The 12,870-nt window shown below is 66.4% G+C and carries 12 protein-coding genes; 11 read left to right on the top strand and 1 reads right to left on the bottom strand.

The features are described 5' to 3' along the window. The first annotated feature begins 39 nt into the window (after nt 1–39). Together bamC and BLV92_RS07665 are read left to right on the top strand one after the other, a co-directional pair. The gene (bamC, locus tag BLV92_RS07660; RefSeq protein ID WP_090543720.1) at nt 40–1,176 is read left to right on the top strand and encodes an outer membrane protein assembly factor BamC; all 1,137 of its coding nucleotides are present in this window, start codon (nt 40–42) and stop codon (nt 1,174–1,176) included. Nucleotides 1,177–1,183: 7 nt separating this feature from the next. Next, nucleotides 1,184–1,957, top strand: coding sequence for an MBL fold metallo-hydrolase (locus BLV92_RS07665; RefSeq protein ID WP_090543722.1), 774 nt, complete (start codon nt 1,184–1,186; stop codon nt 1,955–1,957). Nucleotides 1,958–2,075: 118 nt separating this feature from the next. Here the strand turns inward: BLV92_RS07665 and BLV92_RS07670 are convergent, their stop codons facing one another. Continuing rightward, nucleotides 2,076–2,774, bottom strand: a complete 699-nt coding sequence (locus tag BLV92_RS07670; protein ID WP_090543724.1) for a Bax inhibitor-1/YccA family protein — start codon at nt 2,772–2,774, stop codon at nt 2,076–2,078. A gap of 277 nt (nt 2,775–3,051) precedes the next feature. Here BLV92_RS07670 and ndk point away from each other — a divergent pair, with 277 nt between their 5' ends. From ndk to hfq, 9 genes are all read left to right on the top strand, one after another. Then, nucleotides 3,052–3,477, top strand: a complete 426-nt coding sequence (gene ndk / locus BLV92_RS07675) for a nucleoside-diphosphate kinase (protein ID WP_090543726.1) — start codon at nt 3,052–3,054, stop codon at nt 3,475–3,477. Nucleotides 3,478–3,590: 113 nt separating this feature from the next. After that, nucleotides 3,591–4,748: a dual-specificity RNA methyltransferase RlmN gene (gene rlmN, locus BLV92_RS07680; RefSeq protein WP_090543728.1), complete on the top strand. Its 1,158-nt coding sequence runs from the start codon at nt 3,591–3,593 to the stop codon at nt 4,746–4,748. A 244-nt stretch (nt 4,749–4,992) separates the two neighbouring features. Next, on the top strand, nt 4,993–6,138 hold the full coding sequence (locus tag BLV92_RS07685) for a helix-turn-helix domain-containing protein (protein ID WP_090543730.1): 1,146 nt from the start codon (nt 4,993–4,995) through the stop codon (nt 6,136–6,138). Between the two features lie 94 nt (nt 6,139–6,232). Then, nucleotides 6,233–7,552, top strand: coding sequence for a flavodoxin-dependent (E)-4-hydroxy-3-methylbut-2-enyl-diphosphate synthase (ispG, locus tag BLV92_RS07690; RefSeq protein ID WP_090543732.1), 1,320 nt, complete (start codon nt 6,233–6,235; stop codon nt 7,550–7,552). 21 nt (nt 7,553–7,573) lie between these two features. Further along, nucleotides 7,574–8,911, top strand: a complete 1,338-nt coding sequence (gene hisS, locus BLV92_RS07695; RefSeq protein WP_090543734.1) for a histidine--tRNA ligase — start codon at nt 7,574–7,576, stop codon at nt 8,909–8,911. A gap of 76 nt (nt 8,912–8,987) precedes the next feature. Further along, nucleotides 8,988–9,617, top strand: a complete 630-nt coding sequence (locus BLV92_RS07700; RefSeq protein ID WP_090543736.1) for a tetratricopeptide repeat protein — start codon at nt 8,988–8,990, stop codon at nt 9,615–9,617. Nucleotides 9,618–9,669: 52 nt separating this feature from the next. Beyond that, nucleotides 9,670–10,815 (top strand): outer membrane protein assembly factor BamB, encoded by a 1,146-nt coding sequence (bamB, locus tag BLV92_RS07705; protein WP_090543738.1) that lies wholly within the window; start codon nt 9,670–9,672, stop codon nt 10,813–10,815. 331 nt (nt 10,816–11,146) lie between these two features. Continuing rightward, complete coding sequence (der, locus tag BLV92_RS07710) at nt 11,147–12,484, top strand: ribosome biogenesis GTPase Der (RefSeq protein WP_090546914.1); 1,338 nt, start codon at nt 11,147–11,149, stop codon at nt 12,482–12,484. Between the two features lie 144 nt (nt 12,485–12,628). Further along, complete coding sequence (gene hfq, locus BLV92_RS07715; RefSeq protein WP_090543740.1) at nt 12,629–12,865, top strand: RNA chaperone Hfq; 237 nt, start codon at nt 12,629–12,631, stop codon at nt 12,863–12,865. Nucleotides 12,866–12,870: the final 5 nt, after the last annotated feature.

Consider the following 12,870-nt stretch of genomic DNA (forward strand, 5'->3'; position numbering starts at 1 on the left):
CCGGACAAGGCACCGCGTTCCAGCATCACGAAGGCTTCCATGAAACGTTCCGCTTTTTCCCTCCACGCGACCCGCATGGCGGTGCTGTCGCTTGCTGTCGGTTCGCTCGCCGGTTGCGAGTCGCTGAACGACTGGTTCGCGTCGGATCGCGTGAACTACAAGGACACGGCGAGCGCGCCGCCGCTCGTCGTGCCGCAGGACCTGACCGCCGCGCCGTCCGACCAGCGCTTCGTCGCGCCGCTGCCGACGGTCGCGCTCGGCAACGAGCCGAAGCGCACGGTGACGAGCGCCGGCAACGCGACGCTCGGCCAGCCGAGCGCGCAGGACCCGCTCGGGATGCACATCGAGCGTGACGGCGACCGCCGCTGGCTGGTCGTCGACGGCCGCACGCCGGACGACGTATGGCCGATCCTGCAGGAATTCTGGCAGCAGAACGGCTTCTCGCTGACGACCGACTCGGCGGCCACCGGCATCATGACGACCGACTGGGCGGAAAACCGCGCGAACATTCCGGACGACTGGTTCCGCCGCACGATTGGCCGCGTGATCGACTTCGCGTATTCGTCGGGCACGCGCGACCGTTTCCGCACGCTGGTGACGCGCGGGCCGGATGGGCAGACCGACATCTCGATCACGCACAGCGCGATGGAAGAAGTGCTGACGGGCCAGGACAAGACGATGTCGCGCTGGGTCGAGCGTCCGCGCGATCCGGCGCTGGAAGCGGCGTTCCTGTCGAAGCTGATGCAGAAGTTCGGGCTGACCGACGGCCAGTCGAAGCAACTGCTGACCGACGCGCACCAGTCGACGGCGATCGCGCAGATCGACGGCGGCAGCGCGACGCTCGATCTGCCCGAGTCGTTCGACCGTGCGTGGCTGCGCGTAGGCCTCGCGCTCGACCGGACGAATTTCACGGTCGACAACCGCGACCGCGAAAAGGGCATCTACTACGTCCGTTACGCGGATTCGATGCAGGAACTGAAGGGCGACGGCCTGCTCGGCAAGCTGTTCTACAACCCGGCGAAGGCGAAGAAGCAGACCGGGCCGGAATTCCTCGTGACCGTCCGTCCGAAGACCGACACGCTGACGCAGGTCGCGGTGCTGGACCAGAACGGGCAGGTGACGACGTCGTCGGACGCGCAGCGGATCGTGTCCGCGCTGAACGCGCAGCTGAACTGACGCGGCCGTGCGGTTTGCGAGCCTCGGCAGCGGCAGCGAAGGCAACGCACTGGTCGTAGAAGCGGGCAGCGGCGCGACGACGACGCGCGTGCTGCTCGATTGCGGTTTCTCCGCGAAGGAGGCCGAGCGGCGACTGCTCCGGGCGGGCATCGCCGCCGACGCGCTCGACGCGCTCGTCATCACCCACGAACATAGCGACCACATCGGCAGCGCGCTGACGCTCGCGCGCCGCTGGTCGATTCCGCTGTACATGAGCTGGGGCACGGCGCGCGCGGTCGGTGCGGACGACGCCGACGTCGATCTGCACCTGCTGTGGGGCGACGAGACGGTGGAGATCGGCGAACTGGGCGTGCTGCCGTACACGGTGCCGCACGACGCGCGCGAGCCGTTGCAGTTCGTGTTCTCGGACGGCGCGAGCCGGCTCGGCGTGCTGACCGACGTCGGCGAATCGACGCCGCACATCGGCGCGGTGCTCGGCGGCTGCGACGCGCTGGTCCTCGAATGCAATCACGATCTGCCAATGCTCTCGACGAGCCGTTATCCGGCGTCGCTGAAGGCGCGGATCGGCGGCTCGCACGGACATCTGAACAACGACGCGGCGGCCGGCATTCTCGCGGGGCTCGACCGGTCGAGGCTGCGCTATCTGGTGGCCGCGCACCTGAGTCGCGAGAACAACACGCCCGAACTCGCGCAGGCGGCGATGGCGGCGGTGCTCGGCAACGCAATCACGGAAATCAGGGTCGCGTCGCAGGACGACGGTTTCGACTGGCTGATGCTCTGAAACCAGGCCCACTGCTGACTCCGCCGATGTAGCGGGACGAAAAAAAGCCCATGATTTGTGTCATGGGCTTTTTTGCTGGAGACCGCGGCGCTGCGCGCGCCGCGTTCCGGGGGATCGATCAGTTGCGGTTGCCGCCGAAAATACCGAGCAGCGCGAGCAGGTTCGTGAACACGTTGTACAGATCGAGGTAGATGGCGAGCGTTGCCGAGATGTAGTTCGTCTCGCCGCCGTTCACGACACGCTGCACGTCGAACAGCATGTACGCCGAGAAGATCACGATCGCGAGCACCGACACGGTGAGCATCAGCGCCGGCAGTTGCAGGAACATGTTCGCGACCGCGGCGAGCAGGATCACGATCACGCCCATGAACAGCCACTTGCCGAGGCCCGAGAAGTCGCGCTTGCTGACCGTCGCGACGGTCGCCATCGCGGCGAAGATCACACCGGTGCCGCCAAAAGCGAGCATGATGAGCGACGGGCCGTTCGAAAAGCCGAGGATGAAGCTGAGGAGCCGCGACAGCATCAGGCCCATGAAGAACGTGAAGCCGAGCAGCACGAACACGCCGACCGAGCTGTTTTTCGTACGTTCGATCGCGAACATGAAGCCGAACGCGATCGCGAAGAACGCGAGCAGGCTCATCGCGGGGCTCGTGGCCGCGAACAGCGAGAAACCGGTGGCGATGCCCACCCACGCGCCGAGCACCGTCGGCACCATCGACAGCGCGAGCAGCCAGTAGGTGTTGCGCAGTACGCGGTTGCGGGTTTCGGCAGTGGTGACGCTGCCGCCGCGGCCGAAGTTATAGGGGTACTCGTTCATGCTTTCTCCTTGCGTGAGAGGCGAGTGTAGCGCCGTGGCGCGGATCGCGAGCTGGCGTTTCCGGCAGCGGCCGCGCGACCCGTACCTACGTAAGATATGCGCGGCGCCGGGGAGTTTCAATGATCCGCGGTCTGCGCCGTACGCCGCCGCACAGCGGGCGACGGGCTGCTCGCGCCAGTGGCGGGCGCTAACAGGGTTCAATCGCAATGATACATTGGAACATGCTACAATTGCGGATTCATTTGGATCAGTAACCTCTTAATTTTTTGGAGTTTTTATGGCGATCGAACGCACCCTGTCGATTATCAAGCCGGACGCAGTGGCCAAGAACGTGATCGGACAGATCTACAGCCGCTTCGAGAACGCTGGCCTGAAGATCGTGGCGTCGCGCATGGTTCAACTGTCGCGCGCCGACGCGGAGAAGTTCTATGCTGTGCACGCGGCGCGTCCGTTCTTCAAGGACCTCGTCGAGTTCATGATCTCCGGCCCGGTGCAGGTTCAGGTGCTGGAAGGCGAAGGCGCGATCCTGAAGAACCGTGATCTGATGGGCGCGACCGATCCGAAGAAGGCCGAGAAGGGCACGATCCGCGCGGACTTCGCCGACAGCATCGACGCGAACGCGGTGCATGGCTCGGACGCCGCCGAAACGGCGAGCGTCGAGATCGCGTTCTTCTTCCCGGAAGTCAACGTCTACTCGCGTTAAGCGAACGGGCGTCGGACACATCCGGGTCGCGAACGGCGATGGCGTTCACCGGTGGGCCGCAAGGCCCCGTCAACGCGGTGAGCGCCGCTCGCACTGAAATGGCAGGATTCGACATGACGAGCAGTTCAACCGTCAACCTTCTCGATTTCGATGCCCAGGGGCTCGTCGCCTATTGCGAAAGCCTGGGCGAGAAGCCGTTTCGCGCCAAACAGCTTCAACGCTGGATCCATCAATACAACGCCGCCGACTTCGACGGCATGACGGATCTGGCCAAATCGCTGCGCGAAAAGCTCAAGGGGCGTGCCACGATCGGCATGCCGGCGATCGCGAGCGACCACGTGTCCGCGGACGGCACCCGCAAGTGGCTCGTCGACGTGGGCAACGGCAATGCGGTCGAAACCGTGTTCATCCCGGAAGACGGGCGCGGCACGCTGTGCGTGTCGTCGCAGGCCGGGTGCGCGGTCAACTGCCGGTTCTGTTCGACCGGCAAGCAGGGTTTTTCCCGCAATCTGTCCACGGCCGAAATCATCGGCCAGTTGCGCATGGCCGAATTCGCGCTGCGCGCGTCGCTGCACGGCGAGGCGGGTGGCCGTGCTACGGGCGGCGAGGGCAAGGGCGAGCGCGTGATCACGAACGTCGTGATGATGGGCATGGGCGAGCCGCTGCTGAATTACGACGCGGTCGTCCCGGCGATGCGCCTGATGCTCGACGACAACGCGTACGGCCTGTCGCGCCGGCGCGTCACGCTGTCGACGTCCGGCGTCGTGCCGATGATGGACCGGCTCGGCGCGGAACTGCCGGTCGCGCTCGCGGTGTCGCTGCATGCGCCGAACGACGCGCTGCGCGACGAACTGGTGCCGCTGAACCGCAAATATCCGCTGCGCGAGCTGATGGCCGCATGCGAGCGGTATCTGAAGGTGGCGCCGCGCGACTTCATCACGTTCGAATACTGCATGCTCGACGGCGTGAACGACACCGAGCAGCACGCACGCGAACTGCTCGCGGTGACGCGCGACGTGCCGTGCAAATTCAACCTGATCCCGTTCAATCCGTTCCCGGAGTCGGGATTGCTGCGTTCGAAGCCGGAGCAGATCAAGCGTTTCGCGCAGATCCTGATGGACGCGGGCATCGTGACGACCGTGCGCAAGACGCGCGGCGACGACATCGACGCGGCTTGCGGTCAGCTTGCGGGCGCGGTGAAGGACCGGACGCGGCTCGCCGAGCGCAACGCGCGCACGACAGGCAAGGTGATCGAGGTGCGGCCGGTATAGGCTGCGCAGTGGCAGGGAGCCGGTGCGGAAAGTGCCGGCCCGGATTTGAAGCCGGCGGCCGAACAGCCCGGGGAATGGCGGCGGCGCCGGCGGTAGTTTGCGGTAGTTGAAACGTTGCAGAAGCGATCGGAAGCGGCACAGACGCCGCACATTTTGTTATAAACGGTCTGCGAATCGGAGCAGGGCCTCGTCGACGGGCCGGCCGGTTCCAGGATTGAAAAAAGAATCGACGCAAGGATTTGGGATGAGCGAGCCGCAGCACCCTTACGGGACAGACACGAATGCAGGCCGTCCGGCGCCCGGCGAGACGCCGCCGGCGGCCCAGGCTGCGCCCGATTCGGTTGCGGCGGTCGGCGCGCGGCTCGCGCAGTTGCGCGAGTCGAAGGGCTGGACGATCGAGGACGTGTCGGCCCGGCTGAAGGTGGCGGTGCCGAAGCTGCGCGCGATCGAAGCGGGCGACCTGAGCCGCCTGCCGGACACGACGTTCGTGCTCGGCGTGGTGCGCAGCTATGCGAAGATGCTCGGCGCCGATCCGGCGCCGTTCACCCAGGCGCTGCGCCGCGAACGCGGGCTGCCGCAGCCGGACCTGTCGATGCCGGCGGCGTCCGGCACGGACCTGCCGCGCGGAAAGGTGTCGCTGTCGCTCGGCAACAGCGGGATGCCGCGTCGCCGGTCGTGGCTGTGGGGCGTCGCAGCGGTGATCGTCGCGGTGATCGCGCTCGCGATGTGGCATACGAACGGCGGCGAGTCGTCCGCGTGGCTCGCGCGCCTGAAGGCGACCGCGAACGGCGCGGCGGGAACGGCGCAGAATGCGTCGGCGGCGAACGTCGCCGAAGGGCAGACGACAGGCGGCGCACAGGACGCCGCTTCGGCGCCGCAGGGCGACGAGCAGGCGGCCCAGGCGGGCGGCGATCAGGGTAATGCGCAGGAGGCAGCGGCGGATACGGCCGCGCAGCAGCCGGCATCGGCCGCGCCCGCTGCGGTTGCCCAGCAGCAGGCGCCGGCGCAGCCCGCGCAGGCGATGCAGCAGGCGGCTCCGGCCGTGCAACAGGCCGCGAGCGCCGCGGCGCCGGCCACGACGGCCGCTCGCCCGCAGCCGGCCAGCGCGCCCGCGGTCGCGGCGACGCAGCCGGCCGACGCGGACACGTCGACGTTCGCGATCCGCGTGACCCAGGACACGTGGGTCAGCGTGCGCCAGAAGGACGGCAAGGAAGTGTTCTCGGGTCTCGTCCACGGCAGCGACGCGCGCGAGATCAGCGGCGTCGCGCCGTTGAAGATCACGGTGGGCAACAAGGCCGGTATCGAGTCGATGACGCTCGACGGCCAGCCGGTCGACGCGACCAAGTACGCGTCGGCAAGGGGTAACGTGGCGCGTTTCATGTTGCCCTGACCGGAACAAGGTACGCGTCGCGGCCCGGACAATCCGGGCCGCGACGCTTTTTCAATTCGCGCGGGCCGCGATGCGCGGCGTGCGTGCGGCGTAAATGGGTTTTTCGATGCAATCCGAACCGCAATCCCAATCCAGCAGCAGTCAGATCTGTTCGACCGAGCCGGTCCTCGGCGGTCACGCGCCGCGTCGGAAGTCGCACGCGGTCGACGTGCGCTGGGGCGGTCAGCTGGTGACGATCGGCGGCGACGCGCCGGTGCGCGTGCAGTCGATGACGAACACGGACACCGCGGACGCGATCGGCACCGCAATCCAGATCAAGGAACTCGCGCAGGCCGGTTCGGAACTGGTCCGCATCACGGTCAACACGCCGGAAGCGGCGGCCGAGGTGCCGGCGATCCGCGAGCAGCTCGACCGGATGGGCGTGATGGTGCCGCTCGTCGGCGACTTCCATTACAACGGCCACCTGCTGCTGCGCGACTATCCGGGCTGCGCGGAGGCGCTGTCGAAGTACCGTATCAATCCGGGCAACGTCGGCCAGGGCGCGAAGCGCGACACGCAGTTCGCACAGATGATCGAAGCGGCGATCAAGTACGACAAGCCGGTGCGGATCGGCGTGAACTGGGGCAGCCTCGACCAGGACCTGCTCGCGCGGATGATGGACGAGAACGCCGCGCGCAGCACGCCGTGGGAGGCGCAGAGCGTGATGTACGAGGCGCTGATCCAGTCGGCGATCGGCTCGGCGGAACGCGCGGTCGAACTCGGGCTCGGTCGCGACAAGATCGTCCTCTCGTGCAAGGTCAGCGGCGTGCAGGATCTGATCGCCGTGTACCGGGAACTCGCGCGCCGCTGCGAGTTCGCGCTGCACCTCGGGCTGACCGAGGCGGGCATGGGCTCGAAGGGCATCGTCGCGTCGACGGCCGCGCTGTCGGTGCTGTTGCAGCAGGGCATCGGCGACACGATCCGCATCTCGCTGACGCCGGAGCCGGGCGCGTCGCGCACCGGCGAAGTGATCGTCGGCCAGGAAATCCTGCAGACGATGGGGCTGCGCTCGTTCACGCCGATGGTGATCGCATGCCCCGGCTGCGGCCGCACGACGAGCACGCTGTTCCAGGAACTCGCGTCGCAGATCCAGACCTACCTGCGCACGCAGATGCCGGTATGGCGCGACCAGTTCCCCGGCGTCGAGAAGATGCACGTCGCGGTGATGGGTTGCATCGTCAACGGTCCGGGCGAATCGAAGCAGGCGAACATCGGCATCAGCCTGCCGGGCTCGGGCGAGAACCCGGCCGCGCCGGTCTTCATCGACGGCGAGAAGGTGAAGACGCTGCGCGGCGAGCGCATCGCCGAAGAATTCCAGCAGATCGTGAGCGACTACGTCGAACGCACGTACGGCCGCGCGGCCGTGCTCAACTGAACTCCCGCAATCGCTTATCAGATGACTGAACAGAAGAGAAAGGCCGAAAAGCTGTCCGGCGTGAAGGGCATGAACGATATCCTCCCGCAGGACGCGCACCTGTGGGAGTTCTTCGAATCGACGGTGAAGTCGATGCTCCGTTCGTACGGATACCAGAACATCCGCACGCCGATCGTCGAGCATACGCAACTGTTCACGCGCGGGATCGGCGAGGTGACCGACATCGTCGAGAAGGAGATGTACAGCTTCACCGACGCGCTGAACGGCGAGAACCTGACGCTGCGCCCGGAGAACACCGCGGCTGTCGTGCGCGCGTCGATCGAGCACAACCTGCTGTACGACGGCCCGAAGCGGCTGTGGTATGTCGGCCCGATGTTCCGTCACGAGCGTCCGCAGCGCGGCCGCTACCGGCAGTTCCATCAGGTCGGCGTCGAGGCGCTCGGTTTCGCCGGCCCTGATGCGGACGCGGAAATCATCCTGATGTGCCAGCGCCTGTGGGACGACCTCGGGCTGACCGGCATCAAGCTCGAAATCAACTCGCTCGGTCTCGCGGAAGAGCGCGCCGCGCATCGCGTCGAACTGATCGCCTATCTGGAAAAGCACGTCGACGCGCTCGACGAGGACGCGAAGCGCCGCCTGTACACGAACCCGCTGCGCGTGCTCGACACGAAGAATCCCGCGCTGCAGGAGATCGCCGCGAACGCGCCGAAGCTGATCGACTTCCTCCGCGACGAATCGCGTGCGCATTTCGACGGGCTGCAACGGATCCTGAAGGCGAACAACATTCCGTTCACGATCAACCCGCGTCTCGTGCGCGGTCTCGATTACTACAACCTGACCGTGTTCGAATGGATCACCGATAAGCTCGGCGCGCAGGGCACGGTGGCCGCGGGCGGCCGCTACGATCCGCTGATCGAGCAGCTCGGCGGCAAGCCGACCGCCGCATGCGGCTGGGCGATGGGCGTCGAGCGGATCCTCGAACTGCTGAAGGACGAGAACCTCGTGCCGGAAGCGGACGGCTGCGACGTGTACGTCGTGCATCAGGGCGACGCGGCGCGCGACCACGCGTTCATCGTCGCGGAACGGCTGCGCGACACGGGCCTCGACGTGATCCTGCATTGCAGCGCCGACGGCCAGTCCGCGAGCTTCAAGTCGCAGATGAAGCGCGCCGACGCGAGCGGCGCGGCGTTCGCGGTGATCCTCGGCGACGACGAAGTCGCGCAGGGCGTCGCGGGCGTGAAGCCGCTGCGCGGCGTCGCGGCGGACGCGCGCAACGAGCAGCAAGCGGTCGCGCTCGGAGACTTGACCGAATATCTAATCAATGCGATGGTTGCATCCGCCGAAGACGGCGACGACTGATCGCGACGCTTGTCAAGCGACAGCGGGCCTCGCAGCCCGCTGACACCAATCAGGAAAAACGAGGAATCGCTTCGCGATGAGTTACCACGACGAACAGGAATCGATCGAGAGCTTCAAGGCCTGGTGGGCGCAGTGGGGCAATGCGGCTACGTGGGTCGTGCTGATCGCGCTGCTCGGACTCGCGGCCTGGAACGGCTGGAATTACTGGCAGCGTCGCCAGGCGGCCGAGGCCGCGGTGCTGTACGACCAGGTGCAGCAGGCTGTCGCGACCGGCGACAAGGCGCTGTTCACGCGGATCGCGTCGGACATGGAAGACCGCTTCGGCGGCACTGCGTATGCGCAGATGACCGCGCTCGGCGTCGCGAAGGCGATGTACATGGCGGGCGACGCGGCAGGCGCGAAGGCGCAGCTGCAATGGGCGGCCGACCATGCGAAGGACGACGAATTCCGTCAGATCGCGAAGCTGCGTCTCGCGTCTCTGCTGCTCGACGAAAAGGCCTACGATCAGGGCCTCGCGTTGATTCCGCAGCCCGATTCGGGTCCGTTCAAGGGGCTCGTCGCGGATGCGCGCGGCGACCTGCTCGCGGCGGCCGGCAAGCGCGACGACGCGCGTGCGGCCTACAAGCTCGCGCTCGACAATCTGCCCAAGGACAATCCGTCCGACCGGCAGTTGATCCAGTTCAAGCTGGATGCGCTGGGCGGCTGAGTGCGCGCCCGCGCGGTTTATCAATCCCTTACCAATCTTGCTTCGTTCACCGATGAATCTGCTGAAACGATACGTTGTGCCCGTTGCCTGTGCGATGGCCGTCCTGGCGATGACGGCTTGCTCATCGACGAAAGACGAGCGCCGCGTGCCGGTGCCACTGGTTGACTTCAAGCCGGTGCTCGATGTGCAGCAGGTGTGGAAGTCGAGCGTCGGCAAGGCCGGGCGCTACCTGTTCTCGCCGGTCGCCGTCGGCGACGCGGTGTTCGCGGCGGGCCAGAACGGCTCGGTCGCGAAGATCGACGCGCAGACCGGCAAGGACATCTGGCGCACGAAACTGAAGGACGACCTGTCCGCGGGCGTCGGCAGCGACGGCAACCTGACCGCGGTCGGCGGCCTGAAGGGCGACGTGTACGTGCTCGGGCCGGACGGCAAGCTGTCGTGGCATGCGAGCGCGCCGGGCGAGATCATCTCGCCGCCGCTCGTCGGCAACGGCTTCGTCGTGGTGCGCACGATCGACGGACAGATCGTCGCGTTCAACGCGCAGACCGGCGAGCAGAAGTGGGTGTACCGCAACCGCGCGGTGCCGTTGAACCTGCGCGTGTCGGCCGGCATGACGTTCGCCGGCGACGCGGCGGTGCTCGCGGGTTTCCCGGGCGGTTCGTTCGCGGCGATCAATCTGCAGACGGGCGACGCGTTCTGGGAAGCGCCGGTGTCGTATCCGAAGGGCGTGACCGAGGTCGAGCGGATCAACGACGTCAGCGGTCCGCCGACGCTGATCGGCGCGATCACGTGCGCGGTTACGTTCCAGGGGCAGGTCGCGTGCTTCGACGCGAACGCGGGCCGCGTGATCTGGCAGAAGGCGTTCTCCAGCACGAGCGGCATCGCGCAGGACGAGCGGCTCGTCGTCGGCGGCGACGACTGGTCGGTGATCAAGGCGTTCGACGTGTCGAGCGGCGCGCAACTGTGGACCACCGACAAGCTGAAGAACCGCAGCGTCAGCGTGCCGGCGATCCTCGGCCACGCGGCGGTGTTCGGCGACTACAAGGGCTTCGTGCACTTCCTGTCGCTCGACGACGGCAGCTTCGTGTCGCGCGTGAAGACGGACGGCAGTCCGATCACCGCCGCGCCGGTGCTGTCCGGCAGCACGCTCGTCGTGCAGACGAGCGACGGCGACCTGTACGGTCTGCGTCCGCGCTGATCCGTCGAAGGCCGGGCTGCGGTGCGCCGGACGCGTGTCGTCCGGCGCCGGTCGCGCGCCCGGCTTTATGCCGTGCCGGCTCGCGCCGGCGCGGCGAACCGCGCAGAAAGCCGGCTCATGCCGGCTATGCGCATTCATGAGCGATTCATGAAGGAATCCGCGTCGCGCGGCCTGCGCGCGGCGTCTGCCCGGCCATGCCGCGCCCGTTGCGCGCGGCGGCCGCGGCAAATTTCGTGATAACTTGCCATTCATGCCGCCGCGCGTCTCGCGCGGCGTTGCTGCGCATCGCGCCGGGCGGCCCGGCGTCGCGCCTTACGACAGAAACGATCAGATGAAACCCGTAATCGCCCTCGTCGGGCGCCCCAATGTGGGGAAGTCCACGCTGTTCAACCGGCTCACGCGCTCGCGCGACGCGCTGGTCGCCGACCTGCCCGGTCTCACGCGCGACCGCCACTACGGTGAAGGGCGCGTCGGCGACCGGCCGTATCTGGTCGTCGATACCGGCGGCTTCGAGCCGGTCGCGAAGGACGGCATCCTGCACGAGATGGCGCGTCAGACGCGTCAGGCGGTGGAGGAAGCGGACATCGTCGTGTTCATCGTCGACGGCCGCAACGGGCTCGCGCCGCAGGACAAGACGATCGCCGACTATCTGCGCAAGACCGGCCGGCCGATCTTCCTCGTCGTGAACAAGTCCGAAGGGATGAAATACACCGCGGTCGCGGCGGACTTCTACGAACTCGGCCTCGGCGATCCGCGCGCGATCTCGGCCGCGCACGGCGACGGCGTGACGGAGATGATCAGCGAGGCGCTCGACGTCGCGTACGCGGGTCAGCCGGAAGAAAGCGAAGAAGACGCCGATGCGCGCGGCATCAAGATTGCAATCGTCGGCCGGCCGAACGTCGGCAAGTCCACGCTCGTGAACACGCTGATCGGCGAGGACCGCGTGATCGCGTTCGACATGCCGGGCACGACGCGCGACTCGATCTACGTGGACTTCGAACGCAGCGGCAAGAAGTACACGCTGATCGACACGGCCGGTTTGCGCCGGCGCGGCAAGGTGTTCGAGGCGATCGAGAAGTTCTCGGTCGTGAAGACGCTGCAGTCGATCTCGGATGCGAACGTCGTGATCCTGCTGCTCGATGCGCATCAGGACATCTCGGACCAGGACGCGCACATCGCGGGTTTCGTCGTCGAGCAGGGGCGTGCGCTCGTGGTCGGCGTGAACAAGTGGGACGGTCTCGACGACCATGCGCGCGAGCGCGCGAAACACGATCTCCAGCGCAAGCTGAAGTTTCTGGAGTTCGCGAAATTCCACTTCATTTCGGCGACCGAGAAGTTCGGCATCGGCGCGTTGATGCGCTCGGTGGACAACGCGTATGCGGCCGCGATGGCGAAGCTGCCGACGCCGCGCCTGACGCGCGCGCTGATCGACGCGGTGCAGTTCCAGCAGCCGCGTCGTCGCGGCCCGGTGCGGCCGAAGCTGCGTTATGCGCACCAGGGGGGACAGAACCCGCCGATCATCGTGATCCACGGCAATGCGCTCGATGCGGTAACCGACACCTATAAGCGTTATCTGGAGAATCGCTTCCGGGAAACTTTCTCCCTGACTGGCACTCCATTGCGCATAGAGTTTCGTTCCTCGACGAATCCCTACGCGGAGAAGGACTGAAACCCTTCTGCGGGCCGCTCCTGGCCGGATGGGTACGTCCCTCGCGCCTGAACGAGAATCGGCTATAGTGTAGCGATTGGCGGCGGATTTCTTTTTCTTCGTCGCCGATCCGAGTTAAACCTGCAAAAAAATACGGAGTTTGCTATGAGCAACAAAGGGCAATTGTTACAAGACCCGTTTCTGAACGCGCTGCGCAAGGAGCACGTGCCTGTTTCGATCTATCTGGTCAACGGCATCAAGCTTCAAGGGAACATCGAATCGTTCGACCAGTACGTCGTGTTGCTCCGTAATACGGTTACCCAGATGGTGTACAAGCACGCTATCTCCACGGTCGTTCCTGCCCGTCCGGTGAATTTCCACCCGGACGCCGAAACGGCCTGATCGTC

The organism is Paraburkholderia caballeronis (assembly GCF_900104845.1).
In the GTDB taxonomy this organism is placed as follows: Bacteria; Pseudomonadota; Gammaproteobacteria; order Burkholderiales; family Burkholderiaceae; genus Paraburkholderia; species Paraburkholderia caballeronis.

Coding starts and splice junctions, on each gene's coding strand:
- bamC (WP_090543720.1), top strand. CDS start 40: ATGAAACGTTCCGCTTTTTCCCTCCACGCGACCCGCATGGCGGTGCTG.
- BLV92_RS07670 (WP_090543724.1), bottom strand. CDS start 2,774: ATGAACGAGTACCCCTATAACTTCGGCCGCGGCGGCAGCGTCACCACT.
- ndk (WP_090543726.1), top strand. CDS start 3,052: ATGGCGATCGAACGCACCCTGTCGATTATCAAGCCGGACGCAGTGGCC.
- rlmN (WP_090543728.1), top strand. CDS start 3,591: ATGACGAGCAGTTCAACCGTCAACCTTCTCGATTTCGATGCCCAGGGG.
- BLV92_RS07685 (WP_090543730.1), top strand. CDS start 4,993: ATGAGCGAGCCGCAGCACCCTTACGGGACAGACACGAATGCAGGCCGT.
- ispG (WP_090543732.1), top strand. CDS start 6,233: ATGGGTTTTTCGATGCAATCCGAACCGCAATCCCAATCCAGCAGCAGT.
- hisS (WP_090543734.1), top strand. CDS start 7,574: ATGACTGAACAGAAGAGAAAGGCCGAAAAGCTGTCCGGCGTGAAGGGC.
- BLV92_RS07700 (WP_090543736.1), top strand. CDS start 8,988: ATGAGTTACCACGACGAACAGGAATCGATCGAGAGCTTCAAGGCCTGG.
- bamB (WP_090543738.1), top strand. CDS start 9,670: ATGAATCTGCTGAAACGATACGTTGTGCCCGTTGCCTGTGCGATGGCC.
- der (WP_090546914.1), top strand. CDS start 11,147: ATGAAACCCGTAATCGCCCTCGTCGGGCGCCCCAATGTGGGGAAGTCC.
- hfq (WP_090543740.1), top strand. CDS start 12,629: ATGAGCAACAAAGGGCAATTGTTACAAGACCCGTTTCTGAACGCGCTG.